At 61.9% G+C, this 13,540-nt stretch carries 13 protein-coding genes; 7 read left to right on the top strand and 6 right to left on the bottom strand.

Features of this window, described 5'->3' with window-relative positions; translation table 11 throughout:
* Positions 1-17: 17 nt before the first annotated feature.
* Positions 18-950 carry a proline iminopeptidase-family hydrolase gene (locus FX984_RS22330; protein ID WP_065928127.1) on the bottom strand — a complete coding sequence of 311 codons (933 nt, stop codon included), beginning with the start codon at positions 948-950 and terminating at the stop codon, positions 18-20.
* 92 nt (positions 951-1,042) lie between these two features.
* Entirely contained in the window at positions 1,043-1,807 is a 765-nt protein-coding gene (locus FX984_RS22325) for a LuxR family transcriptional regulator (protein ID WP_027604192.1), read from the bottom strand.
* Positions 1,808-1,990: 183 nt separating this feature from the next.
* Here FX984_RS22325 and FX984_RS22320 point away from each other — a divergent pair, with 183 nt between their 5' ends.
* From FX984_RS22320 to FX984_RS22295, 6 genes are read left to right on the top strand one after another with little or no spacing between them, the layout of a single operon-like run.
* On the top strand, positions 1,991-2,878 hold the full coding sequence (locus tag FX984_RS22320) for a proline iminopeptidase-family hydrolase (RefSeq protein WP_027604191.1): 888 nt from the start codon (positions 1,991-1,993) through the stop codon (positions 2,876-2,878).
* Between the two features lie 3 nt (positions 2,879-2,881).
* Complete coding sequence (locus tag FX984_RS22315) at positions 2,882-3,829, top strand: ABC transporter permease (RefSeq protein WP_146475762.1); 948 nt, start codon at positions 2,882-2,884, stop codon at positions 3,827-3,829.
* Positions 3,826-4,683 (top strand): ABC transporter permease, encoded by an 858-nt coding sequence (locus FX984_RS22310; protein WP_146475761.1) that lies wholly within the window; start codon positions 3,826-3,828, stop codon positions 4,681-4,683. Before FX984_RS22315 ends, FX984_RS22310 begins: the two co-directional genes overlap by 4 nt.
* Positions 4,680-5,636 carry an ABC transporter ATP-binding protein gene (locus FX984_RS22305; protein ID WP_146475760.1) on the top strand — a complete coding sequence of 319 codons (957 nt, stop codon included), beginning with the start codon at positions 4,680-4,682 and terminating at the stop codon, positions 5,634-5,636. Before FX984_RS22310 ends, FX984_RS22305 begins: the two co-directional genes overlap by 4 nt.
* Positions 5,633-6,592, top strand: a complete 960-nt coding sequence (locus tag FX984_RS22300) for an ABC transporter ATP-binding protein (RefSeq protein ID WP_146475759.1) — start codon at positions 5,633-5,635, stop codon at positions 6,590-6,592. Before FX984_RS22305 ends, FX984_RS22300 begins: the two co-directional genes overlap by 4 nt.
* A 41-nt stretch (positions 6,593-6,633) precedes the next feature.
* Positions 6,634-8,148, top strand: a complete 1,515-nt coding sequence (locus FX984_RS22295) for an ABC transporter substrate-binding protein (protein ID WP_065939299.1) — start codon at positions 6,634-6,636, stop codon at positions 8,146-8,148.
* Between the two features lie 121 nt (positions 8,149-8,269).
* On the opposite strand, the gene FX984_RS22290 is transcribed toward FX984_RS22295, so the two are convergent.
* The 4 genes from FX984_RS22290 to FX984_RS22275 form a co-directional block, all read right to left on the bottom strand.
* Positions 8,270-9,010 carry a YciK family oxidoreductase gene (locus FX984_RS22290; RefSeq protein ID WP_027604185.1) on the bottom strand — a complete coding sequence of 247 codons (741 nt, stop codon included), beginning with the start codon at positions 9,008-9,010 and terminating at the stop codon, positions 8,270-8,272.
* Between the two features lie 188 nt (positions 9,011-9,198).
* On the bottom strand, positions 9,199-9,870 hold the full coding sequence (gene mupP, locus FX984_RS22285) for an N-acetylmuramic acid 6-phosphate phosphatase MupP (protein ID WP_027604184.1): 672 nt from the start codon (positions 9,868-9,870) through the stop codon (positions 9,199-9,201).
* A gap of 4 nt (positions 9,871-9,874) precedes the next feature.
* Positions 9,875-10,573 carry a bifunctional 2-polyprenyl-6-hydroxyphenol methylase/3-demethylubiquinol 3-O-methyltransferase UbiG gene (ubiG, locus tag FX984_RS22280; RefSeq protein ID WP_003172645.1) on the bottom strand — a complete coding sequence of 233 codons (699 nt, stop codon included), beginning with the start codon at positions 10,571-10,573 and terminating at the stop codon, positions 9,875-9,877.
* Positions 10,574-10,637: 64 nt separating this feature from the next.
* On the bottom strand, positions 10,638-11,969 hold the full coding sequence (locus tag FX984_RS22275) for a TRZ/ATZ family hydrolase (protein ID WP_074844549.1): 1,332 nt from the start codon (positions 11,967-11,969) through the stop codon (positions 10,638-10,640).
* Positions 11,970-12,078: 109 nt separating this feature from the next.
* On the opposite strand from FX984_RS22275, the gene mtnA reads away from it, so the two are divergent.
* Positions 12,079-13,149: an S-methyl-5-thioribose-1-phosphate isomerase gene (gene mtnA / locus FX984_RS22270; RefSeq protein WP_146475758.1), complete on the top strand. Its 1,071-nt coding sequence runs from the start codon at positions 12,079-12,081 to the stop codon at positions 13,147-13,149.
* Positions 13,150-13,540: the final 391 nt, after the last annotated feature.

The raw sequence follows: 13,540 nt of genomic DNA, 5'->3' as shown, positions 1-13,540 counted from the left end.
CCTTCCACATTTGGAACTCAACCAGCCTTGCGGACTGTGTGCGGAACAGAGCACGCCTCATCCAGAAACTTCACCACGGTGCCCATGCACGCCTGGCGTTCTTCCACGTGGGGCATGTGGCTGGAGTCTTCGAACAGCGCCCAGCGCACATCCGCGATTTCATCCAGGAACGGCTTGACCACCAGTGGCGTGGCTTCGTCATGCCGGCCGGAGATCACCAGGGTCGGTACCTTGATCGCCGACAGGCGACCAATGGATTTCCAGTCCTTCAGGCTGCCGATCACGTGGAACTCGGTCGGGCCGCTCATGGCGTGATACACCGTGGGGTCCGAGTCGACCTGGGCGAAGGTGCGCGCCACTTCTTCCGGCCATGGGTTCACCCGGCATACATGCTGGTCATAGAACACCCGCGAGGCGGCGAGGTATTCCGGGTCGAGGTAGGTGCCGGCGGCTTCATGCTTGAGCAGGGTTTCATGCACGCCTTGGGGCAGCAGCTTGCGCAGGCGGTTGGCTTCGCTGACCCAGGTGCGCATGCAGGTCGGCGAGTTGGCCGGGATAAACGCACGCAGGCCCTTGGGTTGCAGGATTGCGTGCTCGCTGCCGAGCATGCCGCCCCAGGACTGACCAAGGATCGCGTAGTTATCGCTGATCTGCAGGTGGTCCAGCAGGTTGTCCAATTCTTTAAGGAACAGATCGACGGTCCAGAAGGACGGGTCTTTCTCAGGCAAGTGCGTGGAGCGGCCGTTGCCCAATTGGTCGTAGTGGATGACCGCATGACCGCTGGCCGCGACGTCCTTGAACGCGTCGACATAATCATGGGTGCAGCCCGGGCCGCCGTGGATGACCACCAGCGGCGTGCGGCCGCTGGCCAGGTCGCCAGTGACGCGGTACCAGGTCTGGTAGTCGCCAAACGCGGCATACCCTTCGCGGATTTTTTCGATGAAGTCCATTTCCTACCCTGCCCTGAAAAAATGATCAGGGACACGATAGTCTGCGGGCGAGATTTAGGTAACTAGCAAAACAGCTAGGTTTTGCCGGGGGATCAGTCTTCCAGCAGGCGGTAATGGGTGGCGCGGACCACCGCCTGCACGCGGTTCTTGGCGCCCAGTTTGTGCATCGCCGAGGCCAGGTGCAGGGTGACGACGGCCAGTGAGCGGCTCAGTTGCGTGGCGATTTCGGCGGCGGTCAGGCCGTCGGCGGCCCATTTGAGGCATTCGCGTTCACGTTTGGTCAGGTGAATGTGCGGGTAGGTGCGCAGCTCCTTGCCGAACAGCGGGTAGGCCGCTTCCTGCAAAGCGTGGGAAATCAGGCTGAAGTCCGACAAGGTCTGCTGCGCGTCCTGCAACACGGTAGGCGTTTTGCCAGTGCGCAAGCCGGTCAGTGACGCGAAGCCGCCACGGGGCAGATGCATCGGCACGCTGACGCCGCAGGTCAGTTGCTGGTCGTGCAGGTAGGATGAAACGGGGGCGTGGCAGGGGTCGATGATGGTTTGCAGGGCCGTGTCAGCCTTGGCTTCGTAGGACCACACGAACGGCGATACCGTGCGCAGGGCCAGGTGTTGCACCGGGTCGATCTGGTAGAAACCCTTGCTGCACCATAGTGCATGCCAATCGGTCGGCGTGTTACGCAGCTCCAGCACCGAGGGGGTGATCAACGCACCATTCTGGTCGATCGGCACCGGGGTGTAGTCGTATACCAGTGCATCGAAGCCCAACTGCTGGGCGAGGATAAAAGTGTTGTCCATCTGCTCATCCAGGCTCCTGCCCGGCATCAGACGATTATTGAAGGCAGTTAGCTTGGCCAGCATCCGTTCTGCTCCCGAATTCATTTGAATCTCCACTTCCTGCAAGTAGAATGCCACGCCCCGGCGAAGGACTGCCAGGCCAAACCTATAAGAAATACCAGGTTATGGACGCGCGGCATCCTCGGTAGTGTTGGCCTGATAAACGGCCGCTGCCCGCCAGGCCGAAACAACACAAGGAATGTATGCATGTGGCGTGAAATTGCCCCCGACCAGCAGTACAACGTGCAAGTCGATGGCCACAACCTCGTGGTCTACAGCTTCGGCGAAGGCGATGAGGTGCTCTTGTGTCTCAACGGCGGGCCGGGCCTGCCGTGTGACTACTTGCGCGACGCCCATGGCTGGCTCAAGGACCATGACCTGCGAGTGGTTGCATTCGACCAGCTTGGCACAGGCGCATCAGCCAGACCGACCGATGTTTCCCTGTGGGAAATCCGCCGTTATGTCGAAGAAGTCGAAACCGTACGCCAAGCCCTTGGCCTCGGCCGCGTGCACCTGCTCGGGCATTCCTGGGGCGGCTGGCTGGGCATCGAATACGCCATCCATTACCCCGACAGGCTGAAAAGCCTGATCCTCGAGAACACCGTCGGCGACATTCCGCATCTTTCTCAAGAACTCGAACGCCTGCGCGGCGCGCTGGGCAGTGAGACCGTGGCGATGATGCAACGCCACGAAGCCATGGGCACCCTGGATCACCCGCAATACCAGGCCGCGATCACCTTGCTCAACTATCGCCATGTCTGCCGCCTGGACGAATGGCCCGAGCCGGTCAAGCGCTCCCTCGGCGACTGGAACATGGGCCCCTACGAAACCATGCAGGGCCCCAACGAATTTCTCTACGTCGGCAACCTCAAGGACTGGAACCGCATCCCCGAGATGGCCGCTTTCAACATGCCGATCCTGATCACTACCGGCCAGCACGACGAACTCACCCCAGCCTGCGCCATGCGCATGAAGATGGCGGCCAGACACGCCGAACTGCATGTATTTCCCAACAGTAGCCATATGCCGTTCTATGAAGAGCCACAGGCTTATTTTCCGGTACTGTTGGACTTTCTCGCTCGCCACCGAGGCTGACCGATGAACCTGGCGCGCTACCGTTTTGTACTGTCCCGGCCGCTGCAATTGCTGCCGGTACTGTTTGGCATCAGCCTGATCACGTTTGTGCTGGTGCGCTCGATTCCTGGCGACCCGGCACGGGCCCTGCTGGGTTCGCGCAGCACGCCGGACGCCTTGCTGAAAATCCGCGCCCAGTACGGCCTCGACCAGCCTTTGTGGCAGCAGTATTTCTATTTCCTGAAGAACCTGCTCAAGGGCGATCTCGGCCAATCACTGCTGTACAAAGTCGACGCCTTGAAATTGATCGTCACCCGCATCGAACCCACCCTGGTGCTGGTGCTCGGCAGCGTGGTGCTGGCGCTGCTGATCGCGGTGCCGCTGGCGACGTGGGCCGCGCGCAATAAAGGCGGGTGGGCGGACAACCTGATCCGCGTGTTCACCACCGTGGGCCTGGGCATGCCGGCGTTCTGGCTGGGCCTGATGCTGATCCTGCTGCTCAGTGTGCAATGGGGCCTGTTCCCGGTGTCCGGCTACGGTCGTACCTGGCTGGACAAGGCGCACCATATGGTCTTGCCGTGCCTGACCATCGCCCTGGCGCTGTCGGCGGTGCTGGTCCGCAACCTGCGGGCGAGCATGTTGATGGAGCTGCAGGCCGACCACGTCACTGCCGCGCGGGCCCGCGGGCTGTCGGAAGCAGCGGTGTTCCGTCGCCATGTGTTGCCCAATTCCCTGGTGCCGGCGGTCAACCTGCTGGCGGTGAATATTGGCTGGCTGATCAGCGGCACCGTCGTGATCGAAAGCCTGTTCGCCATTCCCGGCATCGGCCAGTTGCTGGTGCGCGGCATTTTTACCCGCGACTACATGGTGGTGCAGGGCGTGGCCATGGTGCTGGCGTGCGCGACGGTGGCGGTCAACTTTATCGCCGACGTGGTCACGGTGGCCCTCGACCCTCGGGTGAAAATGCAATGAGCAGCCGTCCACTGATTGCTCCATGGCGCCTGTGTCTGCGGTTTGGCTTTCGCAATGGTCGCCTGACGGCCGCGTGGGGGCTTTTGGTCCTGCTGGTGTGGTTGGTCCTGGCGCTGTGCGCGCCGTGGATCGCGCCCTATGACCCGATCGCGCAGAACACCGACATCAGCTTGCTGGGGCCGAGTCTCGCCCATCCATTCGGTACGGATAACTACGGTAGGGACATCCTTTCGAGGGTGATCTGGGGTGCGCGCGTCGATCTGCAACTGGCCATTATCGGGGTGATTTTCCCGTTCATGATCGGCACGTTTGTCGGCGCGGTTTCCGGCTATATCGGCGGGCGCTTCGACAGTTTCTGCATGCGCGTGATCGATGTGATCCTGGCGTTCCCGTTCCTGGTGTTGATGCTGGCGATCATGGCTATCCTCGGTCCGGGTTTGAAGAGTTTTTATATCGCCATGGCGCTGGTGGGCTGGGTGTCGTATGCACGGCTGATCCGCTCACAGATCCTGGTGCTCAAGGAAAGCGATTTCGCCCTCGCGGCCAAGAGCCTGGGCTTTGGCCATGGGCGCATCCTGTTCCGGCATTTGCTGCCGAATGCGATGTTTGGCTCGATTGTGTTTTCCATGTCTGACGCGGTGCTGGTACTGCTCAACGGTGCCGCCGTGAGCTACCTGGGCCTGGGCGTGCAACCGCCGACGGCGGAGTGGGGGACGATGATTGCCGAAGGGCAGGCGTTTATCACCACGGCCTGGTGGATCTGCACCTTTCCGGGGTTGGCCATCGTGACCCTGGCCATGGGCTTCAGCCTGCTGGCCGATGGTGTGGCGCAAGTGCTGGGGGATCGCTCATGAGTCTGCTTCAAGTGCGGGATCTGAGTGTGATCGCCAATAACAGCGGGCGCGATGTGACCCTGGTCGACCGCGTGTCCTTCGACCTGGCCGAAGGCGAGATCCTCGGCCTGGTGGGCGAAAGCGGCTCGGGCAAGACCATGGCCTGCCGTGGCTTGATGCGCCTGTTGCCGTCGCCCAGCCTGCGCGTGCAGGGCGGTGCGGTACGCCTGGCGGGCCAGGACCTGCTGCAACTGGATGACGCCGGCATGCGCGCGGTGCGTGGCGGGCAGTTGGGCATGATTTTCCAGAACCCCAGCAGCCACCTTGACCCGTTGATGCGCATCGGCGATCAGATCGCCGAAGGCATCCGCCTGCATCAGGGCGCGTCGAAAAAACACGCGCGCCGACAAGCCATCGAAGTGTTGCGCCAGGTGGGCATTCCCGATCCCCAGGCACGGGTCGACAACTATCCCCATGAATTTTCCGGTGGCATGCGCCAGCGCGCGATGATCGCCGTGGCCCTGGGCTGCAACCCGAACGTATTGATTGCCGACGAGCCGACCACGGCGTTGGACGTGACCGTGCAGGCGCAGATCCTGCGCCTGTTGCTGGACCTGCGTGACCAGCGCGGCCTGTCGCTCATCATGATCACCCACGACCTCGGCGTGGTTGCGCAAACCTGCGATTCCATCGCCGTGATGTATGCCGGGCGCCTGTGCGAGCACGGCAGCAAGTACGACGTGCTCGCCCACCCGCAACACCCCTACACCGCCGGCCTGATTGATTGCCAGCCGGCCCACGGCAGTGGCCCTGGGTTGCTGCGTACCATCCCCGGCCAGCCGCCCTTGCTCGATGCATTACCCGGCGGCTGCCGCTTCAACCCGCGTTGCCCGCAGGTCGGCGCGTTGTGCACCGAACGGTTGCCCGAAGGCGCGCGCGTGGCCTGTCACTACCCGCTCGGAGCACGCCCATGAGCCTGTTGCAGATCAAGAACCTGGAGGTGCGGTTCGCCGCGTCCGGCACGGGGGTGTTCGGCCTGAACAAGCAGTGGGTGAAGGCGGTGAACGGCGTGTCGCTGAACCTGGCCGCCGGTGAAACCCTGGGGCTGGTGGGGGAGTCCGGCAGCGGCAAAAGCACCCTGGGCCGGGCGATCCTGCACCTCAACCCGATCAGTGCCGGGCAGGTGCTGTTCGATGGCATCGACATGGCCCATGGCAGCGCGATCGACATCGCGCGCCTGCGCCAGGAAACGGCGATGATCTTCCAGGATCCCTACGCTGCGTTGAACCCGCGCCACACCATCGGCGAAACCATCGCCGAGGTGCTGCGAGTGCAGCGCAAAGTCCCGGCAGAGCGTATCCCGGCTCGCGTCAACGAACTGCTTGACCTGGTCGGCCTGCGCCCCGAACTGGCCAGTCGCAAACCCGGCGCCCTCAGTGGCGGCCAATGCCAGCGTGTCGGTATTGCCCGGGCGCTGGCGGTGGAGCCTCGCTTGATCATCGCCGATGAATGCGTGGCGGCCCTGGATGTATCGATCCAGGGCCAGATCATCAACCTGCTGTTGGAACTGCAACAGCGCATGAACCTGGCGATCCTGTTTATCGCCCACGATTTGGCCATCGTGCGGCGCCTGTGCGACCGCGTGGCGGTGATGTACCTGGGCAAGATCGTCGAGGAAGGGCCGGTGGAAGCGGTCTTCACCGCGCCGCGCCATCCGTATACCGCGGCGTTGATCGAGGCGATTCCGGAGATCGATCCGCACCGGCCTTTGCCGACGCAGCTGTTGCCTGGCGAGCCGCCGAGCCCGCTGAATTTGCCTACGGGCTGTGCCTTCCACCCGCGTTGCCGGTACGCCCGGACGATGTGTTCCGTGGTGTTGCCGCCTACCCATTCCCAGCACGAGCATCGATACAGTTGCGTGCTTGAATAACCGTTGACCCTTCCTGCCCATCATGAACAAGGAGTTATGACATGCAATCGCGCCACTTGAAGTTGCTCGCCGCTGCTACGTTGACCGCGTGGTCCCTCACTGCCGGATTGGCGCAAGCCGCCGGCGTCCTCACCATCGGTTGCCGTGAAGACAGCACCACGTTCGACCCGATCAAAAGCGCGCAGAACCGCGATACCTGGGTATTTGCCAACGTCTACGACACCCTGGTGCGCGTGGACAACCTGGGGACCAAGATGGAGCCCGGCCTGGCTGAAAGCTGGGATATTTCCAAGGACGGCCTGACCTACACCTTCAAGCTGCGCGATGCGAAGTTCTCCGATGGCTCGGCGATCACCGCCGAGGATGCGGCGTTCAGCCTGTTGCGCATCCGCGATAACAAGGCTTCGTTGTGGGCTGATCCCTTCAACCTGATCGACACCGCAAAGGCGACGGACTCGAAAACCCTGGTTGTCACACTGAAGACCCCGGCAGTCGCCTTCCTGTCGCAACTGGCTTCGCCGACGGTGTCGATCCTGTCGGAAAAAGCCATGACAAAAATGGGTGAAGACGCCTACTCGGAAAATCCGGTGACCTCCGGCGCGTTTACCGTGGACGAATGGCGCAAGGGCGACCGGGTCATCCTGAAGAAGAACCCGAACTTCTGGCAGGCCAAGAAGGTCAGCCTGGATGGCGTGGAGTGGGTCTCCGTGACCGACGACAACACGCGGATGCGCATGGTGCAGAACAACGAGCTGGACACGGCGATCTTCGTACCGTTTTCCCGGGTTGAAGAGCTGAAGAAAGACAAGAACGTGGTGATCCACTCCGACCCGTCCACCCGTGAAGATCACCTGCTGATCAACCACGCCCACGGTCTGCTGGCCAAGCAGGAAGTACGCGAGGCGCTGGACATGGCCATCGACAAGCAGTCGCTGGTGAAAACCGCGACCTACGGTCAGGGCACTGTGGCCTATTCCTACATCCCGAAAGGCTCGTTGTTCCACTACGCCAACAACCTGCAACGCCCGTATGACCCGACCGCCGCCAAGAAACTGTTGGAAAAGGCTGGCGCGAAGGACTTGAAGCTCAACTATGTGGTCAACGCCGGCAACGAAGCCGACGAGCAGATCGCGGTGATCATCAAGGACCAGTTGGCCAAGGTCGGCGTGACCGCCAACCTGCAGAAGGTCGACCCGACCCAAAGCTGGCAGATGCTGGTGGACGGTGAGTACGATATTTCGGTGATGTACTGGACCAACGACATCCTCGACCCGGACCAGAAGACCACCTTCGTGCTGGGCCACGACACCAACCAGAACTACATGACCCGCTACAAGAACGATAAGGTCAAGGAACTGGTCGCGGCGGCGCGCATCGAGGCTGACCCGGTCAAGCGTGAGCAGATGTATGTCGAGTTGCAGAAACTGGCGAAACAGGATGTGAACTGGATCGACCTGTACTACAGCCCGTACATCAACATCTCACGCAAGAATGTGAGCAACTTCCTGCAAAATCCGTTGGGTCGTTTCACGCTTGAAGATGTCGTGAAAAACTAAGGCCCAGAGAACACCGCAATACAAATGTGGGAGGGGGCTTGCCCCCGATAGCGGTGGGTCAGTCACAGATACAGTGACTGACACTTTGCAATCGGGGGCAAGCCCCCTCCCACATTTGGTTTCACTGCGCGTCAAACGCCTGCCCATTGATGCCGGTACTGTCCGGCCCCATCAGGTACAGGTACACCGGCATGATCTCTTCCGGTGCCGGCCTTTCCATCGGGTTCTCCCCTGGATATGCCTGGGCCCGCATGCTGGTGCGCGTGCCGCCCGGGTTGATGCTGTTGGCTCTTACTGCAGCCACGTCTTCGAGCTCATCCGCCAGGGTTTGCATCAGGCCCTCAGTGGCGAATTTCGACACCCCGTAAGCCCCCCAATACGCCCGGCCCTTGCGCCCGACGCTGCTGGAGGTGAACACCACCGACGCATCCTGGGACAGCTTGAGCAGCGGCAACAACGTGCTGGTGAGCATGAACATCCCATTGACGTTGATGTGCATCACCCGCATGAAGTTCTCGCCGGACAGCTGCTCGATCGGCGTACGTGGGCCGATGATCGAGGCGTTGTGCAGCAGGCCATCGAGGTGGCCGAATTCTTTTTCGATCATCGCGGCCAGCTCATCGTATTGATGGGGCAGGGCGGTCTCCAGGTTGAAGGGGATCACCACCGGCTGCGGGTGGCCGGCCGCTTCGATCTCGTCATACACCTGGGCCAGGTTGGCTTCGGTCTTGCCCAGCAACAGCACGGTCGCGCCATGGGCGGCGTAGGTTTTCGCCGCCGCCGCACCAATTCCGCGACCGGCGCCGGTCACCAGGATCACCCGGCCTTTGAGCAGTTCTGGACGTGCAGAGTAATCAAACATAAAAAGCCTCGACAGAATTCAGCGGGTTACAAACACCCATCTTGAGCGCAGTGAAGATCCAAATGTGGGAGGGGGCTTGCCCCCGATAGTGGTATATCAGTCACCAAATGCAGTGACTGACACACTGCAATCGGGGGCAAGCCCCCTCCCACATTGGATCTTCCTTAGTCAGTAGAGTGAGTGAGCCATCAGCAACTGCACAGTGCGTTATCCAGCACCGTGCGCAGTTCCAGCGGGTGATCCACCACCACATCCGCGCCCCAATGGCGCGGGTTGTCGTCCGGGTGGATGTATCCATAGGTGACCGCCGCCGTGCGGGTGCCGGCGTCGCGGCCGGACTCGATGTCGCGCAGGTCATCCCCCACGAACAGCACGCTGGCCGGGTCCAGGCCGAGCATCTTGCACGCCAGGATCATCGGCTCCGGGTCCGGCTTGCTGTTTTTCACATGGTCCGGGCAGATCAGCAGCGCCGAGCGCTCGGCCAGGCCCAGTTGCTGCATGATCGGCTCGGCAAAGCGCAGTGGCTTGTTGGTGACCACGCCCCAGATCAGCTTGGCCTTCTCGATGTCTTCCAGAAGCTCGGCCATGCCGTCGAACAATGTGCTGTGGACCGCACAACCCTTCAGGTAACGCTCGAGGAATTCCAGGCGCAGCTCTTCAAAGCCGGGGGATTCCGGGTCCATCGAAAAGGTCACGGCCACCATCGCCCGCGCACCGCCGGAGATTTCATCGCGGATATGCTGTGGGTTGATCGGTGGCAGGTCGCGGTCGGCGCGCATCGCCTGGCAGATGGCGATAAAGTCCGGCGCGGTGTCCAGCAGGGTACCGTCCATGTCGAAGAGAACCGCTCGCAACTTCACAGGCTTACTCCTCGCGCAGGGTCTGGATCATGTAGTTGACGTCAACGTCGCTGGCCAGTTTGTAGTGCTTGGTCAGCGGGTTGTAGGTCAGGCCGATGATGTCCTTGACGGTCAGCCCGGCCTGGCGGCTCCACGCACCCAGTTCGGACGGGCGGATGAATTTCTTGAAATCGTGGGTGCCGCGCGGCAGCAGCTTCATGATGTATTCGGCGCCGATGATCGCGAACAGGTAGGCCTTGGGGTTGCGGTTGATGGTGGAGAAGAACACCTGGCCGCCCGGCTTGACCATGCGGAAGCAGGCGCGGATCACCGACGATGGGTCTGGTACGTGCTCCAGCATTTCCAGGCAGGTGACCACGTCGAACTGCTCGGGCATTTCCTCGGCCAGGGCTTCGGCGGTGATCTGGCGATATTCCACGCTCACGCCGGATTCCAGCTGGTGCAACTGGGCCACGGCCAGCGGCGCTTCGCCCATGTCGATCCCCATCACGGTGGCGCCGCGCTGGGCCATGGCTTCGCTGAGGATGCCGCCGCCGCAACCGACGTCCAGCACCTTCTTGCCGGCCAGGTTGACGCGTTCGTCAATCCAGTTGACCCGCAACGGGTTGATGTCGTGCAGGGGTTTGAACTCGCTTTCGCGGTCCCACCAGCGGTGGGCCAGGGCTTCAAACTTGGCGATTTCGGCGTGGTCGACGTTGCTCATGGTGAATCCTCTGAATCTGATAAATCGGTTTGTCGGTCCTGAACACGCGGGTTCAGAGCCAGCGTTATTCGGTGTGCCCGCTGATGCGTTTTCCCCAGGCAATCGCCGTGGCGGTCAACTGTTGTTCATCCATGCGGGTGAGTTGCCGGTCGTCGAGCAACTGCTTGCCGGCGACCCAAAGGTGTTTCACGCAATCGCGTCCGGTGGCATATATAAGCTGTGAGACCGGATCGTAGATCGGTTGTTGCGCCAGCCCGGTCAGATCGAAGGCAACCATATCCGCCGCCTTGCCCACTTCCAGGGAGCCGATTTCGCTCTCCAGGCCCATGGCACGTGCACCGTTGAGCGTAGCCATGCGCAGCGCGCGGTGGGCGTCCAGGGCGGTGGCCGAACCCGCGACGGCCTTGGCCAGCATCGCGGCGGTACGGGTTTCACCCAGCAGGTCCAGGTCGTTGTTGCTGGCGGCGCCGTCGGTGCCGATGGCCACATTGACGCCCGCCTGCCATAGACGCTCCACCGGGCAGAAGCCACTGGCCAGTTTCAGGTTAGATTCCGGGCAATGGATCACGCTGGTGTTGCTTTCTACCAGCAAAGCCAGGTCGTCCTCGCTGATTTGGGTCATATGAACCGCCTGGAAGCGCGGGCCCAGCAAGCCCAGGCGTCCCAGGCGCGCCAATGGCCGCTCGCCGGTCTGTTCGACGGCCTGTTGTACCTCGAAAGCGGTTTCATGCACATGCATATGGATCGCGGCGTCCAGCTCTTCGGCGATGACCCGGATCTTTTCCAGGTTGGCATCGCACACCGTGTAGGGCGCGTGGGGGCCGAAGGTGATCTTGATGCGCGGATGGTGCTTGAGGTCGCCGAACAGCTCGATGCCCTGGCGGATCGCCTCATCGGCGGTGCCGGCGCCGGGAATCGGGAAGTCGAGGATCGGAATCGCGATCTGCGCACGCATGCCGCTGTTGTGCACGCAATCGCTGGCGACCTTGGGGTAGAAGTACATGTCCGAGAAGCAGGTGATACCGCCCTTGAGCTGCTCGGCAATGGCCAGGTCGGTGCCGTCACGCACGAAGGCCTCGTCGACCCACTTGGCTTCGGCGGGCCAGATGTGTTTTTCCAGCCAGGTCATCAGGGGCAGGTCATCGGCCAGGCCGCGAAACAGGCTCATCGCCGCATGCCCGTGGGCGTTGATCAGGCCGGGACTGAGCAGCATGCCCGGCAGTTCGCGCACTTCAGTGGCCGACAGCTTCAACGCCGCAGCCCGTGGACCGATAAAGGCGATACGCCCATTGCGGATGCCCACGCCATGGTCCTTGAGCACCACGCCGGCGGGTTCGACAGGTACCAGCCAGGTTGGCAGTAGCAATAAGTCGAGCGGGGCGGCAGTGGAGGTCATCGCAGGCTTCTTCCCGGGCAGCTATAAAAGAAGCGCGAAGTATACCCGAGCGTCCTGGCTGGCGGATCGCTATAATCGGCGGCTTTTGTTGATGAGTATGGGGTGATGGATGCGCGATCGACTGTTGGCAGCGGAGAAAGTGAAGGCCATCGATTGGCGTGATGGCACGCTGCACCTGCTCGATCAACGCGCCCTGCCGTCCCAGGAACGCTGGGTGGCCTGCTCCACGGTCGATGCAGTGGCTGCGGCCATTCGTGCCATGGTGGTGCGTGGCGCATCGGCGATCGGCATCAGCGCGGCCTATGGCCTGGTGCTCGCCGCTCGCGAGCGCATCGCCGAGGGCGGTGACTGGCAGGCCGCCTGGGAAGAGGACTACGCACTACTGGCCGATACCCGTCCGACCGCCTCGAACCTGTTCTGGGCGCTCAAGCGCATGCGCGATCGCCTGGATCGCGTCAAGAAGCACGCCGATCCGCTGGCGGTGCTGGAGGCCGAAGCGATCGCTATCCATGAAAGCGACCGGGAAGCCAACCTCGTCATGGCCCAGTTGGGCGTTGAGCGGATTCGCAAGCATCAGGGCAACGCCCAGGCGATCTTGACCCATGGCAACGCCGGCGCCTTGGCCACCGGCGGTGTCGGAACGGCCCTCGGGGTGATTCGCGCGGCCTTTCTGGAAGGTTTGGTCGAGCACGTCTACGCCAATGAAACCCGCCCATGGCTGCAAGGCTCGCGGCTGACCGCCTGGGAGCTGGCGGGCGAGGGGATCCCGGTCACCGTGAATGCCGACTCGGCCGGTGCGCATCTCCTCAAGACCAAGGGCATCACCTGGGTGATCGTCGGCGCCGATTGCATTGCCGCCAATGGCGATGTGATCAGCAAGATCGGCACTTATCAATTGGCAGTGTGCGCCATGCACCACGGCGTGCGTTTCATGGTGGTGGCGCCGAGTTCGAGCCTGGACTTGATGATGGCCACTGGTGACGATGTGGCCCTGGAGGAGCGCGATCCCGGTGAACTGCTGGAGGTCATGGGGCAGCGCTTGGAGGTCAATGCGTTTAATCCGGTATTTGATGTGACCCCGGCCGACCTGATCGATGTGATCGTGACTGAGAAGGGCGTGGTTGAGCGGCCGGATACGGCGAAATTGGCCAAGCTGATGTGCCGTAAGCGGCTGCATTGAAGGCTTTGGTGTCTGTGAAGTGGCTATCGGGGGCAAGCCCCCTGCCACATTTTGACTGTTCACAATTAACGTGTGGAATGGGCTTGCCCCCGATTGGCCCTGAAAGTCAATAAAACCCTCGGATCCACCCTCAAAAAAAAGCACCACCCCATCTCTGAGCCCCTCTCGGCCTCCTCAAGCCTGTCATCCGTCAAATTACTAGTCTCCATGCGCATCAGGGGGATAGGTGCGTGGCGGCGATTGTGATAACATCCGGCGGTTTCCAGGGCCGCCCCCAGGGGTTGCCCATAACGTGCAGATCCGTGTCATAACTCGTTGATTTGTCGTAAGTCGTTGTCAGGCAGTGTGCCGGCGACGGCGAGCTTCGTTCGTCCCATATGGATGCGACGAG

This window comes from Pseudomonas marginalis (genome assembly GCF_008692035.1).
In the GTDB taxonomy this organism is placed as follows: domain Bacteria; phylum Pseudomonadota; class Gammaproteobacteria; order Pseudomonadales; family Pseudomonadaceae; genus Aquipseudomonas; species Aquipseudomonas marginalis.
The sequence above is the reverse complement of the archived record's forward strand: the minus strand, read 5'-3'. Positions and strand labels throughout refer to the sequence as shown.

What these genes read in the sequence shown, in the direction of transcription:
- ubiG (WP_003172645.1), bottom strand. Translation starts at nt 10,573, where the DNA reads ATGAGCAACGTCGACCACGCCGAAATCGCCAAGTTTGAAGCCCTGGCC.
- FX984_RS22290 (WP_027604185.1), bottom strand. Translation starts at nt 9,010, where the DNA reads ATGTTTGATTACTCTGCACGTCCAGAACTGCTCAAAGGCCGGGTGATC.
- FX984_RS22275 (WP_074844549.1), bottom strand. Translation starts at nt 11,969, where the DNA reads ATGACCTCCACTGCCGCCCCGCTCGACTTATTGCTACTGCCAACCTGG.
- FX984_RS22310 (WP_146475761.1), top strand. Translation starts at nt 3,826, where the DNA reads ATGAGCAGCCGTCCACTGATTGCTCCATGGCGCCTGTGTCTGCGGTTT.
- FX984_RS22325 (WP_027604192.1), bottom strand. Translation starts at nt 1,807, where the DNA reads ATGCTGGCCAAGCTAACTGCCTTCAATAATCGTCTGATGCCGGGCAGG.
- mtnA (WP_146475758.1), top strand. Translation starts at nt 12,079, where the DNA reads ATGCGCGATCGACTGTTGGCAGCGGAGAAAGTGAAGGCCATCGATTGG.
- FX984_RS22320 (WP_027604191.1), top strand. Translation starts at nt 1,991, where the DNA reads ATGTGGCGTGAAATTGCCCCCGACCAGCAGTACAACGTGCAAGTCGAT.
- FX984_RS22305 (WP_146475760.1), top strand. Translation starts at nt 4,680, where the DNA reads ATGAGTCTGCTTCAAGTGCGGGATCTGAGTGTGATCGCCAATAACAGC.
- FX984_RS22315 (WP_146475762.1), top strand. Translation starts at nt 2,882, where the DNA reads ATGAACCTGGCGCGCTACCGTTTTGTACTGTCCCGGCCGCTGCAATTG.
- FX984_RS22330 (WP_065928127.1), bottom strand. Translation starts at nt 950, where the DNA reads ATGGACTTCATCGAAAAAATCCGCGAAGGGTATGCCGCGTTTGGCGAC.
- FX984_RS22300 (WP_146475759.1), top strand. Translation starts at nt 5,633, where the DNA reads ATGAGCCTGTTGCAGATCAAGAACCTGGAGGTGCGGTTCGCCGCGTCC.
- FX984_RS22295 (WP_065939299.1), top strand. Translation starts at nt 6,634, where the DNA reads ATGCAATCGCGCCACTTGAAGTTGCTCGCCGCTGCTACGTTGACCGCG.